The 15,688-nt window shown below is 64.9% G+C and carries 15 protein-coding genes and 1 riboswitch; of the genes, 12 read left to right on the top strand and 3 right to left on the bottom strand.

The genetic code is table 11. The features are described from left to right. Positions 1 to 13: 13 nt before the first annotated feature. From idi to gcvP, 12 genes are all read left to right on the top strand, one after another. Positions 14 to 622: an isopentenyl-diphosphate Delta-isomerase gene (gene idi, locus CH275_RS01270; protein WP_094674421.1), complete on the top strand. Its 609-nt coding sequence runs from the start codon at positions 14 to 16 to the stop codon at positions 620 to 622. Between the two features lie 27 nt (positions 623 to 649). Next, positions 650 to 1,285: an NUDIX hydrolase gene (locus CH275_RS01265; protein WP_094674419.1), complete on the top strand. Its 636-nt coding sequence runs from the start codon at positions 650 to 652 to the stop codon at positions 1,283 to 1,285. 58 nt (positions 1,286 to 1,343) lie between these two features. Then, a complete protein-coding gene (locus tag CH275_RS01260; protein WP_094674417.1) occupies positions 1,344 to 1,946 on the top strand; it encodes a CDP-alcohol phosphatidyltransferase family protein in 603 nt (200 codons plus the stop codon). Positions 1,947 to 2,002: 56 nt separating this feature from the next. Further along, a complete protein-coding gene (locus tag CH275_RS01255) occupies positions 2,003 to 2,809 on the top strand; it encodes a DUF881 domain-containing protein (protein ID WP_256990806.1) in 807 nt (268 codons plus the stop codon). Then, positions 2,806 to 3,249, top strand: coding sequence for a small basic family protein (locus CH275_RS01250; RefSeq protein WP_094674413.1), 444 nt, complete (start codon positions 2,806 to 2,808; stop codon positions 3,247 to 3,249). The genes CH275_RS01255 and CH275_RS01250 overlap by 4 nt, the downstream gene beginning before the upstream one ends. Before the next feature lie 3 nt (positions 3,250 to 3,252). After that, complete coding sequence (locus CH275_RS01245; protein WP_094674411.1) at positions 3,253 to 4,005, top strand: DUF881 domain-containing protein; 753 nt, start codon at positions 3,253 to 3,255, stop codon at positions 4,003 to 4,005. 40 nt (positions 4,006 to 4,045) lie between these two features. Then, positions 4,046 to 4,450, top strand: coding sequence for a glycine cleavage system protein GcvH (gene gcvH, locus CH275_RS01240; protein ID WP_094674409.1), 405 nt, complete (start codon positions 4,046 to 4,048; stop codon positions 4,448 to 4,450). A 212-nt stretch (positions 4,451 to 4,662) separates the two neighbouring features. Then, positions 4,663 to 5,160: an oxoglutarate dehydrogenase inhibitor Odhl gene (gene odhI, locus CH275_RS01235; RefSeq protein ID WP_094674407.1), complete on the top strand. Its 498-nt coding sequence runs from the start codon at positions 4,663 to 4,665 to the stop codon at positions 5,158 to 5,160. Beyond that, complete coding sequence (gene ftsR / locus CH275_RS01230; RefSeq protein ID WP_094674405.1) at positions 5,157 to 5,894, top strand: transcriptional regulator FtsR; 738 nt, start codon at positions 5,157 to 5,159, stop codon at positions 5,892 to 5,894. The genes odhI and ftsR overlap by 4 nt, the downstream gene beginning before the upstream one ends. A gap of 97 nt (positions 5,895 to 5,991) precedes the next feature. After that, positions 5,992 to 6,465: a bifunctional nuclease family protein gene (locus CH275_RS01225; protein ID WP_094674404.1), complete on the top strand. Its 474-nt coding sequence runs from the start codon at positions 5,992 to 5,994 to the stop codon at positions 6,463 to 6,465. 267 nt (positions 6,466 to 6,732) lie between these two features. Continuing rightward, positions 6,733 to 7,413, top strand: a complete 681-nt coding sequence (locus CH275_RS01220) for a MerR family transcriptional regulator (RefSeq protein WP_094674655.1) — start codon at positions 6,733 to 6,735, stop codon at positions 7,411 to 7,413. A 12-nt stretch (positions 7,414 to 7,425) separates the two neighbouring features. Next, positions 7,426 to 7,523: riboswitch (glycine riboswitch) on the top strand. 191 nt (positions 7,524 to 7,714) lie between these two features. Then, positions 7,715 to 10,567 (top strand): aminomethyl-transferring glycine dehydrogenase, encoded by a 2,853-nt coding sequence (gene gcvP / locus CH275_RS01215; protein WP_094674653.1) that lies wholly within the window; start codon positions 7,715 to 7,717, stop codon positions 10,565 to 10,567. 60 nt (positions 10,568 to 10,627) lie between these two features. On the opposite strand, the gene CH275_RS01210 is transcribed toward gcvP, so the two are convergent. The 3 genes from CH275_RS01210 to CH275_RS01200 are packed head-to-tail and all read right to left on the bottom strand — an operon-like array spanning position 10,628 to position 15,677. Then, complete coding sequence (locus CH275_RS01210) at positions 10,628 to 11,767, bottom strand: metallophosphoesterase (protein WP_094674403.1); 1,140 nt, start codon at positions 11,765 to 11,767, stop codon at positions 10,628 to 10,630. Between the two features lie 3 nt (positions 11,768 to 11,770). Next, on the bottom strand, positions 11,771 to 13,486 hold the full coding sequence (locus tag CH275_RS01205; RefSeq protein WP_256990805.1) for a substrate-binding and VWA domain-containing protein: 1,716 nt from the start codon (positions 13,484 to 13,486) through the stop codon (positions 11,771 to 11,773). Positions 13,487 to 13,502: 16 nt separating this feature from the next. Beyond that, the gene (locus CH275_RS01200) at positions 13,503 to 15,677 is read right to left on the bottom strand and encodes a malate synthase G (RefSeq protein WP_094674649.1); all 2,175 of its coding nucleotides are present in this window, start codon (positions 15,675 to 15,677) and stop codon (positions 13,503 to 13,505) included. Between the last annotated feature and the right edge of the window lie 11 nt (positions 15,678 to 15,688).

The following is a 15,688-nucleotide window of genomic DNA, read 5'->3' as shown; positions in this document are numbered from 1 at the left end:
GGACCATGGAACGATGGATCCATCCCCCTCGCAGCACGTGGTGCTGCTCGACGACGAAGGCCGCGCTGTCGGCACACAGGACAAGACCACCGTGCACACGGCGCAGACGCCGCTGCACCTGGCATTTTCGAGTTACGTGGTCAGATCCGACGGCGCGGTACTGCTCACGCGCAGAGCGTCGACCAAGACGACCTGGCCGGGCGTGCTGACCAACAGCTGCTGTGGCCACCCTGCCCCGAGCGAGAAACTCGACGACGCCGTGTTGCGCCGAATCGGCGAAGAGCTGGGGCTGCACGCAAGTTCGGCCGAACTGGTTCTGCCTCACTTTCGGTACCGGGCCGTCATGGACAACGGAATCGTGGAGAACGAGATCTGCCCCGTTTACCGCGTGCGGGTGGACGAGCATGCGACGTTCGATCCCGATCCGCTCGAGGTGGACGAGACCCGGTGGGTGTCGTGGAGTGAATTCTCCACGGGGGTGCGGGGCGGCAGCATCGACGTATCACCATGGTGTCGAACACAAGTGGACCAATTGACAGCCCTGGGCGACGAGCCGCTCGGCTGGCCGGTCGCGCCCGACGATCTGCTTCCCCCCGCTGCCCGCCTTGCCGGTAGCCGCTGATTCGGCCGAGCCTCTAGTGTTCGTGGTGTGAGCGTCGACGATTCCGGTGACCCGATCGAGGACCTTCTCGGTCGAGATTCGATTGCGCGCGCACTCGAAGGGTTCGCACATCACACCGCTGAATCCGTCGGACTGCGGGCCGCGGCAGTGGCCGTCGCAGTCGGCGGAGCGCCGGGGGACCGGCGCATGCTGCTCACGAAGCGGCCGAGCCGGTTGCGCGCGCATCCCGGGCAGTACGCCCTGCCGGGCGGCGGCGTCGACCCGGGAGAGTCCACTGTGCAGGCGTGCCTACGCGAATTGGACGAGGAGTTGGGTATTCGAGTCGCCGAGACCGATGTCATCGGTAGGCTCGACGATTACGTCACCCGGTCCGGCTACGTCATCACACCGTTCGTGGTGTGGGTGGGTGACTACTCGGCCGCATTGCGCCCCAACGAGGACGAGGTTGCGGAGGTGTTCGAGGTGACGGTCGACGAACTCGACGTCGACGCCGAGTTCGTGTCGATTCCGGAATCGCAGCGTCCGGTGATTCGGTGGCCGTACCGAACCGGAGCCATCCATGCTCCAACCGGTGCGATCGTCCACCAATTCCGCGAGGTGGCGCTGCGCGGTCGACACACCCGAGTCGCAGACTTCGAGCAGCCCGTGTTCGCATGGCGCTAACGTGGCCGCAGACTCGGCCGAGCGCACGACGAGCAGAAACGACTGGAGGTGATCGTCGATGACGGACAACCGTGAGCTCGAGGTATCGGACCGCATCGCGACCGTTCCCAATCTGCTCAGTGCCATTCGCCTGGCCGGCGTCCCGCTGTTCCTGTACCTCATGCTCGGCCCCGAAGCGGACGGGTGGGCACTGGTCATTCTGCTCGTCAGCGGCGGAACCGATTGGCTCGACGGCAAACTCGCTCGCATGCTCGGACAGGCATCGAAATTGGGTGCCGTTCTCGACCCGCTGGTCGATCGGCTCTACGTCATCAGCACCCTCGTTGCCTTCGTTCTACGCGGCATCATCCCGTGGTGGGTCGCAGCAATATTGATCGGCCGCGATGCCGTGCTCGGACTGACGATGTTCGTCTATCGACGTCGTTCGCTCCCGCCCCCGGACGTCATCTACCTCGGTAAAGCCGCCACCTTCGTCGTCATGATCGCTCTGCCGGTACTGCTGGTCTCTGAGGGCGACAGTTCGGTGGCCGACGCAGCGGGCCCACTCGGGTATGCCCTACTCATCTGGGGCACTGCGTTGTACACCTGGACCGGCATGTTGTACGTGGGCAAGGCCATCGCCGTCGCCAGGGCGGTCGACCCGACAGTGGCCGGCACCTGACGGTGACACCTGCGGAACGACCGGGGGCTCGGGTCAGGAGGAATCCTGTCCCGTCGTTGTTGACGTCGTTGTTGACCGACCACCTCGATCCCGGCTACGTGGCCGCGGCTGCCGAACGCACGGCGCAACACACCCGAAAGCCGCGATTACCCGCGGCGCTCTGGTTGCTGACCGGAGCCGTCGTCGTGGGTATCGTCTTCGGTGTCGCGCTGTCCCAATTGGCGTCAGGGGCCGCCGCCGTCGACCGCGCCGGGGCCGATGCGTCGGCCGCGGTCCGTGCTGCCCGGGATCGCAGCGCCGAATTGGAATCGACGAGAGACGAACTGGCCGAGCAGGTGTCGTCCGAACGAGACGAAGCGCTGCAGTCCGATGTGGTGGGCAACGCCCTGCTGGACCGGTTGAGTGCCGTCGAGTCTGCCGCGGGCCTCGATACCGTTTCCGGTCCGGGACTCTCGGTTGTCGTGACCGAACCGGCCGTGGACGGTGGTTCTTCGGAGCGCACGGGCTCGGGAGCGGCCGTATTCGATCGAGACATCGCCGCAATCGTCAACTCGTTGTGGGCCAGCGGAGCCGAGGCGGTATCCGTCGACGGGGTTCGAGTCGGGCCGAACGTGACCATCAGGCAGGCCGGCGGGGCAATGCTGGTGGAAAATCGCCCGATCACCTCGCCCTACGACATCGCGGCGATCGGGCCGCCGCAGCGCATCCAGGTGCAGTTCGTCGTCAGCGACGCGTATCTGCGGATGAGTACGGTGGCGCAGTTGTACGGTGTCGGGTTCTCGGTACGGCCGGCCGCCGATCTCGAGCTCGGGCCTGCCGCCGTGAAAGAGTCGTTCGAGGCAGAGGAGGCAACCCCACGATGACGAAGCACGATCCGGCGAAATCCGTACCGTCCCAGATCGACGCCGACGCAGTGGACGCCGAGGCAACCGCGGACGCTCCGGTCACCACTGCCCACGGTGCCTACGCCATCGCTGCGCTCGTCGCACTGGTCGCCGGGGTCGCCATCGGCACGGTCGCAGGCCCGCAGGTCCCCGCCGTCGTCGCGCCCTATCTGCCGATCGCCGTCGTCGCTGCGATCGATGCGGTATTCGGTGGGGTACGTGCGCTTCTCGACGGCATATTCGACGCCAAGGTGTTCGTCGTCTCGTTCGTCTTCAACGTGCTCGTGGCGGCTCTGATCGTGTGGCTCGGCGATCAACTGGGGGTGGGAACGCAGCTGTCGACCGCGATAGTCGTCGTACTCGGCATTCGCATCTTCGGTAACGCGACTGCGCTCCGCCGCCGTCTGTTCGGGGCATAGAACGTGAGTAGTACGGGCACCGGACGCCACGACTGGCGCGCGCGGGGTACCGATGCAGATCGACGCAGGCGCGGAACGGCGTTCGGAATCCTGGCCCTTGCGCTTCTGTGCGTGCTGGGAATCGGAATCGCCACGCAGGTACGAGAGACGAAAACATCCGACAGTCTGGAGAATTCGCGGCCCGAGGATCTGCTGGTCGTGCTGGACACCCTCACTCGGCGGGAGGCGTCCATTCGCGATGAGATCAGCACACTGCAGAACACGTTGGCGACTCTGCGCCAATCCGGCTCGGGATCGGAGGCCGCAGTGGCAGAGGCTCAGGAACGATTGTCTGCGTTGTCGATTCAAGTCGGTACCGTCGCAGCCGAGGGACCTGGGGTGGCCCTGGTGATCGAGGATCCGAACTCCGGCGTCGGATCCGAAGTGCTGCTCGACGCCATGCAGGAGTTGCGAGCCGCCGGAGCCGAAGCACTCCAGATCGAAGGCAGCGACGGTGTCGTGCGCATCGGCGTCGACTCGTGGATCGCCGGCCCCGCCGGTCGGGTGGTGGTCGACGGTCGAGAACTGGCAGCGCCGTACACATTCACGGCAATCGGGGACCCGCCGACTCTCGCGTCGGCGCTGAACATCCCCGGAGGTGTGGTCGACACGGTGACCCGCAATGGGGCGACGTCGCGTATCACGCAGTCGGACCAGGTCACGGTCTCCGCCTTGCGGGATCCGCGCCCACGTCAATACGCTCAGCCCGGTAACTGACGGCCCGATCGACCGGGCCACGATCGAAGGGAATGCCGCGTTGAGCGACATCGACACACCAGCTGATCTGCACTACACGCCCGAACACGAGTGGGTGCAGCGAACGGGTCCCGCAACGGTCAGAATCGGCATCACCGATTTCGCGCAGGCTCAACTGGGCGACGTGGTGTTCGTTCAGCTTCCGGCAGTGGGCGATGCCGTTACAGCGGGTGAGTCGCTCGGAGAAGTCGAATCGACCAAGAGCGTGTCCGACGTGTTCAGTCCGCTGACTGCGAAAGTGATTGCCGTGAACCAGGATCTGGACGGTGAGCCGGACAAGGTGAACTCCGGACCCTACACCGGAGGCTGGCTGATCGACCTCGAAGTTTCGTCACCGGAGGAGTTGGACGCGGCACTGGCGCAGATGCTCGATGCCGCCGGATATGCTCTCATCACGGCCGAGTGATCGGCCGGTTGTCGACACAGGCCAACCGGCCACACGGTCCCCACTGCGCAGGGTACGGTCGACACCGAGCGAATACCCTGTCGGGGCGAAGGTCCAGCGCGCCGTGCGACAGCACGCAACACCGAACGCCAAGCAACACCAGATGTGAAGACCATGTACTGCGTTACCCGCGGCGCTCTCTGCCCGGGTGAACGGACTGAGAAGGAGTAACGGTGAGCCAGAACGACAACGACAGCAACTACGGGGAGTCGCCGGCCGAGACCACCTCGGTCTTCCGTGCAGATTTCCTCCAGGAGCTGGACAACTCCGCGGCCACCCAGAGCACCGAAGCTCCGGTATCGGGTGTCGAGGGATTGCCTGTCGGTGCTGCGTTGCTCGTCGTCAAGCGCGGCCCCAACGCCGGATCGCGGTTCCTGCTGGATCAGCCCACCACCTCTGCCGGACGGCACCCCGACAGTGACATCTTCCTCGACGACGTCACCGTCAGCCGTCGGCACGCCGAATTCCGGCAGGACGAGGACGACTTCCAGGTGGTGGACGTCGGCAGCCTCAACGGCACCTACGTCAACCGCGAGCCGGTCGATTCGGCAGTGCTGGCCAACGGCGACGAGGTACAGATCGGCAAGTTCCGGTTGGTGTTCCTGACAGGACCTCGGGGCGGCAACGGATCTCAGATCGGCGACACGTCTGCGGGTGCAGGAAGCCAGTGACCGCCGTCGGGCAGCAGTCCAACGGGGGGATGTCGATTGGCTCCGTCCTCGATCGACTTCGGCCCGACTTTCCGGATGTGACCATCTCGAAGATCAGATTCCTCGAAGCCGAGGGTCTGATCTCTCCGGAGCGCACACCGTCCGGCTACCGGCGCTTCTCGATCGCAGACTGCGAACGTCTGCGATTCGTACTGACCGCCCAGCGTGATCAGTACCTACCGCTCAAGGTCATCAAAGAGCAATTGGAAGCGATCGATCACGGCGTCGCCACCGTCGAGCGAGCCGATGCGTCGGTCAAGCGTCCGCGGTCGCTGACCATCGCGGCGGGAGAGGTCTCGCCCGAGGAGTTCCTGCCGGACCGAGAGGTTCGCATCAGCAAAGCTGATCTTCTCGCGCAGGCCGGCATCGACGATGCCTTCCTGACGGAGCTGTTGCGCAGCGGGCTGATCACTCCCGGGCAGGCCGGGTTCTACGACGACGGTGCTGTGACGCTCGCCCGAACTGCACACGCAATGTTGCAGTTCGGTCTCGAAGTACGTCATCTTCGTGCGTTCAAACTTGCGGCAGATCGCGAAGCAGGCCTGGTCGCACAGATCGCCGGGCCTGTCGCGAAGGGGCGAGACGCCGGCGCTCGTGATCGCGCCGAAGAAATGATTCGCGAGCTGGCAGCGCTGTCGTTGACTCTGCACACCTGCCTGGTCAAAGCGGCGGTGCGCGGAGCGCTCGACCGGTGACCTTCGCTCGCTCCGATTCGAATTCCAATAGACTCGACTACGACGAGCTGAGCCAGCCGAGTGCAGCCCGGATTTCTCGAGGTGAGAGGCAGACACGATGAGTGAGATGCGTGTGGTCGGTATTCGCGTCGAACAGCCGCAGAATCAGCCCGTATTGCTGTTGCGCGAGGCCGACGGCGACAGGTACCTCCCGATCTGGATCGGTCAAACCGAGGCTGCGGCAATCGCTTTGGAGCAGCAGGGTGTCCAACCTGCTCGTCCGCTCACCCACGATCTCGTCAAGAACCTGATTTCGGCACTGGGGCACGAACTCAAGGAAGTACGCATCGTGGATCTGCAGGAGGGCACCTTCTATGCAGATCTCGTGTTCGACAAGGATGTCAGAGTGTCCGCTCGGCCGTCCGATTCCGTCGCCATCGCGCTGCGGGCCGGGGTGCCGATATTCGCCGAGGAGCCCGTACTCGCCGAGGCCGGATTGATCATGCCCGACGAGCGCGAGGACGAGGTCGAGAAGTTCAAGGAGTTCCTCGAATCGGTGTCGCCGGACGACTTCAAAGCCACTGACGGGTAACAGAAGAGTCTCAACCTCAACTTTAGGTTCAGGTTTACGGCGCGTTGCGTTGAATCTGCGCGATCGTCCCCCTAACGTTCGAGCCAGTGAAGTTCATCGCCGCTGGTTCGGATCTGGTGCAGTTCACGCCTCTCCGGCATCGCCGAGGCGTACTCTTGCCTGGTACACGGTATGACTTCACGCGAGTACACCGAGACTTCTGGTCTCGGACGGATCGCAGTACTGACTCGATCCGAACGCAGTGAGACATCCGAGAGGGAGCAGTCAGTGGGAGATCAGCCGCAGCAGCATCACGGCAGTCGAGAGTCCGATGCCACCGGCCGGACCGAGGCAACGCCCGTCGATGCCGATGCTCGGGTCGACACCCCCGACGAGGCGTCGAACACCCGGGTCGGCACACCCCAGGATATTCAGCCGGGGCTCTTTCCCGACGATTCGGTTCCCGACGAACTCGTGGGCTACCGAGTGCCCAGTGCCTGCCAGATCGCCGGTATCACCTATCGCCAACTCGACTACTGGGCTCGTACCGGGCTCGTCGTACCGTCGATTCGCGGCGCAGCCGGCTCGGGAAGTCAGCGGCTGTACTCGTTCAAGGACATGCTGGTACTCAAGATCGTCAAGCGTCTGCTCGACACCGGTATCTCGTTGCAGAACATTCGTGTCGCAGTCGATCACCTGCGTCAGCGCGGTGTGGGCGATCTCGCCAACATCACCCTCTTCTCCGATGGAACCACCGTGTACGAGTGCACCTCCGCCGAGGAGGTAGTCGACCTACTCCAGGGTGGACAGGGTGTATTCGGAATCGCAGTGAACGGTGCCATGCGCGAGCTCACCGGCACCATCGCAGACTTCCCGGCCGAACGAGCCGACGGCGGCGAGAGCCAGCCGAGCCCCGAGGACGAGTTGGCGTCACGACGCAAGAATCGCGCGAGCCGCAAGACCGGCTAGACTTTCTACCGTCGCGCCTGCGCGGGAGAGTTCCGAGGCACCCAGTCTCGGACGCCGAAGGAGCAATACCTCCCCGTCAATCTCTCAGGCACACGGACCGTGTGGGCTTCGACAACTCTGGAAAGTGGTGGGAGCACCCACCCGCCCAAGGGGAAAGGTGCCGGCGCACTGTTGATGTGTGTCGTGGTCGACCGAATCTCTCAGGCGCACGCGTCAGCGGGCACACGACAGAGGGGGAGGAGCGGCCGACGCGTATGCCTCGGTCGTCCGACGCCTCGTCTTGGGACACTGGGAGAACATCGTGACCGACCGAACTGCCTCGCCCGCACACACTTTCGTCGATCGACACATCGGCCCCGACACCACCGAGCTGGTCCGTATCCTCGACACGATCGGTGTCGCGAGTCTCGACGAGCTGGCGCGCAAAGCTGTTCCCTCGTCCATTCTCGATACCGTCGTCGACGGCGTTCCCGACGGCTTGGCCACGCTTCCGCCCGCGCTGAGTGAGCACGAGGCCCTCGCCGCACTGGCAGATCTCGCCGGGCAGAACACCGTGGCGACGTCCATGATCGGTCTCGGCTACTACGACACCCTCACCCCACCGGTACTGACCCGCGGAATTCTGGAGAATCCGGCCTGGTACACCGCGTACACGCCGTATCAGCCCGAAATCAGCCAGGGTCGACTCGAGGCGTTGCTCAACTTTCAGACCATGGTCGCCGATCTGACCGGTATGGACCTAGCGAATGCGTCGATGCTCGACGAGTCGACGGCGGCAGCCGAATCCATGACCTTGATGCGACGCGCGAACCGAGCGTCGAAGTCGCCTCGGCTGTTGGTCGATGTCGATATCTTCCCGCAGACCAAGGCGGTGCTCGCCACCCGCGCAGAACCGCTGGGGATCGAACTGGTCTACGCCGATCTGACCGACGGTCTGCCCGACGGAGAATTCTTCGGTGTACTGGCGCAGACGCCGGGAGCGTCGGGGCGTCTCGTCGACCTGACCGCGACCATCGAAGCCGCGCACGAGCAAGGTGCGTTGGTTGCCGTCGGCGTGGACCTGCTGGCAGCCACTGTGGTGACTCCGCCCGGTGAGATCGGTGCCGACGTCTGCTTCGGAACCACTCAGCGATTCGGGGTTCCGATGGGATACGGCGGGCCGCATGCCGGGTACCTCGCAGTTCGGTCCGGTCATTCCCGTCAGCTCCCCGGCCGACTCGTCGGGGTGTCGCTCGACGCGGACGGCCACCGGGCCTACCGATTGGCGCTGCAGACCCGCGAGCAGCACATTCGCCGCGAGAAGGCGACCTCCAATATCTGTACCGCGCAGGTACTGCTGGCCATCGTCGCCGCGATGTACGCCAGCTACCACGGGGCAGACGGCTTGCGCGCCATAGCAACTCGGGTCAACTCGCACGCTCGAACCGTGGCGGCAGGTCTGCGGGGCGCAGGCGTCCAGGTGGTGCACACCGAGTTCTTCGACACCGTCCTCGCACAGGTACCCGGCGGGGCTCAGGCCGTCGTCGACGACGCGAAGCAGCGCGGGATCAATCTGCGGCTCGTCGATTCCGATCACGTCGCTGTCGCATGCGATGAAGCGACCACGGCGCAGCACATCGCGAGTGTGCTCGCGGCGTTCGGTGCCGAGGCCGCTGGAGTCGGGTCGGAATCGTTGCCGGCCGACATGGCTCGCACCTCGGCTTATCTGACGCACCCTGCCTTCACCCGACATCGCACCGAGACGGCGATGCTTCGGTACCTCAGGGCGTTGTCCGACAAGGATATTGCGCTCGACCGCAGCATGATTCCGCTGGGCTCCTGCACGATGAAGCTGAATGCCACCGCGGAGATGGAGTCCATCACCTGGCCGCAGTTCGCCCGTCAGCACCCCTTCGCTCCGTCGTCGGACGTGCCGGGCCTACTGCGCGTGATCGCAGACCTCGAACGGTGGCTCGTCGACATCACCGGCTACGACGCGGTGAGCCTGCAACCGAATGCGGGAAGTCAGGGCGAGTACGCGGGGCTGCTTGCCATTCGTCGGTACCACCTCGCCAACGGGGACGCCGAGCGCGTGGTGTGCCTGATCCCGTCGAGCGCTCACGGCACCAACGCGGCCTCGGCCGTGATGGTGGGCATGCGCGTCGTGGTGGTGGCCTGCCGGCCCAACGGCGACGTCGATGTCGACGACCTGCGCGCGAAGATCGCCGAACACGCCGAGACTCTCGCCGCGATCATGATCACCTACCCGTCCACGCACGGCGTGTACGAACACGAAATCTCCGAGATCTGTGCAGCGGTTCACGATGCTGGTGGTCAGGTGTACGTCGACGGTGCCAACCTCAACGCTCTCGTCGGTCTGGCGCGCCCCGGCCGCTTCGGCGGCGACGTCAGCCACCTGAACCTGCACAAGACCTTTTGCATCCCGCACGGCGGAGGCGGGCCAGGCGTCGGACCCATCGGTGTGCGGTCGCACCTGCAGCCGTACCTTCCGGGTCATCCGCTGGCACCGCAACTGGGATCGGGACCGACAGTGTCCGGGGCCCCGTTCGGCAGCGCCTCGATCCTGACCATCACCTGGGCCTACATCGCGATGATGGGTGCGACGGGCCTCCGACAGGCGACGTTGACCGCAATCGCGTCGGCCAATTACATCGCCCGCCGCCTCGACGAGTACTTCCCGGTGCTCTACACCGGCGACAACGGCATGGTCGCCCACGAGTGCATTCTCGATCTGCGCGGACTGACCAAGGACACCGGCGTCACCGTCGACGATGTGGCGAAGAGGCTGGCGGACTACGGATTCCACGCGCCGACGATGAGCTTCCCGGTTCCCGGAACCCTGATGGTGGAGCCCACCGAGAGCGAGAACCTCGAGGAGATCGATGCGTTCTGCGACGCGATGATCGCTATCAGAGGCGAGATCGATCGCGTCGGATCCGGGGAATGGACCGTGGACGACAACCCACTTCGGGGAGCGCCCCACACCGCCCAGTGTCTGGTTGCGGACTGGGATCACCCGTACTCACGGGAGCTGGCGGCCTACCCAGCCGGTTACGACCGTCCGAAGGTCTGGCCGGCGGTGCGACGCATCGACGGCGCGCACGGCGACCGCAACCTGGTGTGCTCATGCCCGCCGATCGAGGCCTTCGCCTGAGCCGAGAACAGAGCCCGTCACGTCGCCGTGGCGGGCTCTGTCGTCACCGCTCCCGAGTGTTCAACCCCGGGTGAGTTCGAGCATCGCGATCTCGGGCGGAGCGGCAACGCGCACCGGTGGACCCCACGCGCCCGCGCCGCGGGTGGTGTACAGCGTGGTGTTACCGATCGCGTCCAGCCCTTCGACACTCGGCTGCTGTAGCGGCACCAGGTACCGGATCGGCCATATCTGGCCCCCATGGGTATGTCCGGACACCTGCATGTCGACTCCGAAGTCCGACGCCTCCACTGCCTGCTTGGGTTGATGCGCCATCAGTAGTACGAATCGGTCCGGATCGATTCCGTTCAGGGCAGCAGCGAGATCGGGTTCGTACGGGGCGGGCGCGGTGGCGTCGTTGATTCCGGCGATGTCGATCGCGGCATCACCACGAGTGATCGTCGTGCGTTCGTTTCGCAGCACGTCTATCCCGAGGGTCGACCAGAAGTCGAGCCACTCGCCGCCGTCGCCCGCGTAGAATTCGTGATTGCCACTCACCGCGAAAACCCCCAGTGGGGCGTCGAGTTCGCGCAGGGGTTCGAGGTCGGCACCGACCAGCTCGACTGTCCCGTCGATGAGATCGCCGTCGAGCAGCACCACATCCGGCTTCTGGGCATTGACCGAATCGACGACCTTGCGCACGAAGTCCGCACCGCGGGAGGGCCCGGCATGGATGTCGGACACCAATGCCACTCGAACGCCGTCGAATTCGGCCGGCAGCCCGCCCAAAGCGACGGCAGTGTTCGTCACACGCGGAGTCGCGGCCTCGACGAGTCCGTACCCCACTGTGACGACGCTGACGAGCGCAACGATGGAGGAGCCGATCCTCGATACCCGCAACCTGGCGTTGTTCGATTCGCGCCGCATCACTGCGAACATCACTCGAAGTACCGTGCACACCAGCCCGACGAGCACGGTTCCCAGGAACAGGTACAGCACCACGGCTAGCCACGTGAGGCCGACGAAGGCCGGAACGCGGGCCCAGGACGGATCCAGCACGACGCCGCTGCCGAACCCGATCACCGCACACAACCACAGCAGTGCCAGCAGTAGATCCACCGGCCGCCTCAGCCGTTTCGGTGCCTCGGTGACGGAGAGAAACCGCCAGTGCAGGAACAGGGTGACGAGAAGTAGGAAGACACCGACAAAAATTACGCGAGACATGTTCTAGTACAGCAACTTTCCGAGTCGATCGATGAGGTCTGGTGAATCCGATGTCGGCACCGCGTCCACGGTGCCGCCCGTCCGAGCTGCGATGTCGGCGAACGAGGAGGCGTCGGGGTTGTCGCCGATACGCACGATGTTCACCGCCACCGGACGGGCCGGATCGGCCGCGGAGGTCAGGTCGGCGAGCAACTCCTCCTCGGACAAGGACGAGTCGTCCGGTCCGTCGGTGATCAGCACGACGGAATTGTCGCGGCCGGGAACGTATCCGGCCACGGCGTCGAGATATGCCACCAGTACGGAGGCATACGTGAACGACCCGGTCGCCGGCGTCAACGACGCCGCAGTGGAATCGAGTGCAGCGCGTCTGGGCGTCGTACCGATCGGAACCGTCATCGGGCCGGTCGGCACGTCGATCCGGTAGGGCAGGGCCCTGTCGAGATCCTCGCTGAAGCTCCACAGTCCCAGCTCGGTGGCGTCGGGCACCCGCTGAAACTGCTCGTTCAGCGCGCGAACAGTGTTCTGTAGCCGTGTCGCGCCGCCTTCGGTGGTGCCCATCGACTCGGACACGTCGAGCAGAACGGTTGCGCGGCGGGGGAGGACCGGATTGCGCAGCACGGCGAGCAGCGCGTCCGAAACTGGACCCGACGGAGGTGCGACGACGCCGTTGTACTCGGCCTCGTCGACGCCGAACCCCGCATCCCTGAGTGTCTGCGCACCCTCCGGCTGTCGAATGAAATCGACGAATGCCGCCGCGGCTCGGGTCGATGTCTCGTCGCCCGAGAGCACGACAGCAGGATGATCGGCGATGGGCGTCGCACCCTGGGGACGAACAGCGGTCAGAGTCGACGAATCGGTCGATGCCAGCTGCTGTTCGGTGACCGGAACTGCATGGAAGGGGGCGTCGGGGCCAGGTGCGTTCTCGAGGATCGCGAGCGCGTCGTAAGTCGTGGAGGTGGACAGTGCCGCGGCTCCGGTGTCGGTAACGGCCAGTTCCGACATCGCCGAGACCAGCTCTCTCGACGAGGCCTGCTCGACGGTCAGTGCCTCGGTCGGATCGCCTCGGACACCGGCCGCGATCGCGGCGACCGCGAGAGTGGTTGCGCCCGTGTCGGAGCCGGTCGGCACCGCCAGGCGCAGTCCACCCCATTCACTCAGCCCCAGAGCCTGCGGGTCACGTTGCAGTCGGACTAGGTCGGCCCAGCTCGAGCCCGCAGCGTTCACGGCGTCGGCCACGGCGGTCGGTGCCGCGAGCACGACAGGACTCGACGCCAGCGACCGAGGGGTGCCGTCGACGGCACCCCGGTCCGTCACTGCCTCGACATCGGCCGACGACTGAGGTATCCACAGACCCGGCCGCGGACCGAGAGCTCCCGCGTCCCACGTGTCGATACCGGCACTCAGGGCCGTCCGCACTGCATCGGATGCCGTCGCTCGAACCTGCACTGTCACACAGTGATCCCGAACCACCGGCGCGGTGGCGTCGAACCGAGCAGCCAGTTGCTCGACAGGTCCGGAGATGTCGGGATCGGCGGCCACGGTGAGCACCGCCGATCCCTCCACACACTTGTCGGCAGCCTCGACCCCTTGATCGGAAATACGATCTCGTAGTTGGAACCATCCGAACACGGCAGCAACGAGCACCGCGATCGTGATCACGACGACGACGGGTCCGGCGGCTATCGAACGCCCGCGCCCTGAGTTCCGATGTTCACCCACGGGGTCGACAAGACCGTCAGGCGTTGACGGCCTTGTACTCCCGTCGGCGGCGATGCAGGATCGGCTCGGTGTAGCCGTTGGGCTGGCTGGTGCCCAGGAAGACAAGGTCACTGGCTGCTTGGAAGGCGATGTTGGTGTCGAAGTCGGGAGCCAACGGCTTGTACGTCGGATCCGATTCGTTCTGACGATCCACCACCGGAGCCATCCTCTTCAACGACTCACGCACCTGCTCCTCGGTGACAATGCCGTGACGCAGCCAATTCGCGATGAACTGACTCGAAATACGCAGCGTCGCACGGTCTTCCATGAGAGCGATGTCGTTGATGTCGGGAACCTTCGAGCACCCGACGCCGTGGTCGATCCACCGCACGACGTAGCCCAGGATCGACTGCGAATTGTTGTCGAGTTCGTTCTGCTTCTCCTCGTCGGTCCAGTCGGTGGACGGAGCCAGAGGAATTTCGAGAATGTCGTCGACCGTGGCGCGCTTGGCCTGTGCGATCTCGTGCTGACGGGCGAACACATCGACCTTGTGATAGTGCAAAGCGTGCAGGGTCGCAGCGGTGGGGGAAGGAACCCACGCCGTGTTGGCGCCGGCCTTGGGGTGGCCGATCTTCTGCTCGAGCATGTCGTGCATCAGATCGGGCATGGCCCACATGCCCTTACCGATCTGTGCCTTGCCTTCGAGGCCTGCGGCCAGGCCGGTGTCGACGTTGAAGTCCTCGTAGGCGGCGATCCACTTCTCGCCCTTCATCGCTCCCTTGCGGACGACAGGTCCTGCCTCCATCGAGGTGTGGATCTCGTCGCCGGTGCGGTCGAGGAAGCCGGTGTTGATGAACACCACACGCTCGGAGGCGGCCTGGATGCACGCCTTGAGGTTGACCGTCGTGCGGCGTTCCTCGTCCATGATGCCGACCTTGAGCGTGTTGGCAGGCAGCCCGAGAACCTGTTCGACCCGTCCGAACAGCTCCGCGGTGAAGGCGACCTCGTCCGGTCCGTGCATCTTCGGCTTGACGATGTACAGCGAACCGGTGCGGGAGTTGGACAGCACGTTGTCTGCGGTCAGCGAGTGCAGGCCGGCCAACGAGGTGAACAGCGCGTCGAGAATTCCCTCCGGCACCTCGTTGCCGTCGGCATCGAGGATTGCGTCCGACGTCATCAGATGACCGACGTTGCGCACGAACAACAGCGAGCGGCCGTGCAACGTCAGTTCGGAACCGTCGACGGAGGTGTACGTACGGTCCTTGTTCATCGCACGAGTGAATGTCTTGCCGCCCTTGGAGACCTCCTCGGTGAGATCGCCCTTCATCAGACCGAGCCAGTTGCGGTACCCCAGAACCTTGTCGTCGGCATCGACTGCAGCGACGGAGTCCTCGAAGTCCATGATGGTGGTCACCGCGGACTCCAGCAGGACGTCCTTGACGCCCGCCCCGTCGGTCTGGCCGATCGGGCTCTCGGGGTCGATCTGGATCTCGAAGTGCAAACCGTTGTGCACGAACAGGATCGCCGACGGTGCGTCCGGGGTGCCCTGGTAGCCGAGCAGCTGCGACGGGTCCTTCAGACCGACTGTGCCGCCGTCCGCGAGAGTCACCGTCAGCGATGCCGCGTCGACCACGTATCCGGTGGTGCCGACGTGCGAGCCGGAGCTCAACGGCAGCGCCTCGTCCAGGAAGTCGCGAGCGAACGCGATGACCTTGTCACCGCGAACCTTGTTGTAGCTCGATCCCTTCTCGGCACCGTCGGTCTCGGGAATGGCATCCGTTCCGTAGAGCGCGTCGTAGAGCGAACCCCAGCGCGCGTTGGATGCGTTGATCGCGAACCGGGCATTGAGAACCGGCACCACGAGCTGCGGGCCGGCAGTGGTGGTGATCTCGGTGTCCACACCGGCCGTCGTGATCTGGAAGTCGGCGGGCTCGTCGAGCAGGTAGCCGATCTCCTTCAGGAATGCCTTGTAGGCGGCGCGGTCGTAGTTCGGACCCGCATGCTCGCCGTGCCAGGCGTCGACCTTGCCCTGAATCTCGTCCCGGACGGCCAACAGTGATTTGTTCTTGGGAGCGAGATCGGCGATCACCGACGCGGCACCGGTCCAGAAGGCATCCGAATCTACGTCGGTACCCGGCAGCGCCTCCTTCTCGACGAAATCGAATAGGACCTTGGCGACCTGAAGTCCACCAGCCTGCACACGATCGGTCATGAATTCCTCAC

It is taken from the genome of Rhodococcus sp. 06-235-1A (assembly GCF_002258785.1).
GTDB lineage: Bacteria > Actinomycetota > Actinomycetes > Mycobacteriales > Mycobacteriaceae > Rhodococcoides.
The sequence above is the reverse complement of the archived record's forward strand: the minus strand, read 5'-3'. Positions and strand labels throughout refer to the sequence as shown.

What these genes read in the sequence shown, in the direction of transcription:
- idi (WP_094674421.1), top strand. Translation starts at nt 14, where the DNA reads ATGGATCCATCCCCCTCGCAGCACGTGGTGCTGCTCGACGACGAAGGC.
- CH275_RS01260 (WP_094674417.1), top strand. Translation starts at nt 1,344, where the DNA reads ATGACGGACAACCGTGAGCTCGAGGTATCGGACCGCATCGCGACCGTT.
- CH275_RS01250 (WP_094674413.1), top strand. Translation starts at nt 2,806, where the DNA reads ATGACGAAGCACGATCCGGCGAAATCCGTACCGTCCCAGATCGACGCC.
- CH275_RS01225 (WP_094674404.1), top strand. Translation starts at nt 5,992, where the DNA reads ATGAGTGAGATGCGTGTGGTCGGTATTCGCGTCGAACAGCCGCAGAAT.
- CH275_RS01210 (WP_094674403.1), bottom strand. Translation starts at nt 11,767, where the DNA reads ATGTCTCGCGTAATTTTTGTCGGTGTCTTCCTACTTCTCGTCACCCTG.
- CH275_RS01200 (WP_094674649.1), bottom strand. Translation starts at nt 15,677, where the DNA reads ATGACCGATCGTGTGCAGGCTGGTGGACTTCAGGTCGCCAAGGTCCTA.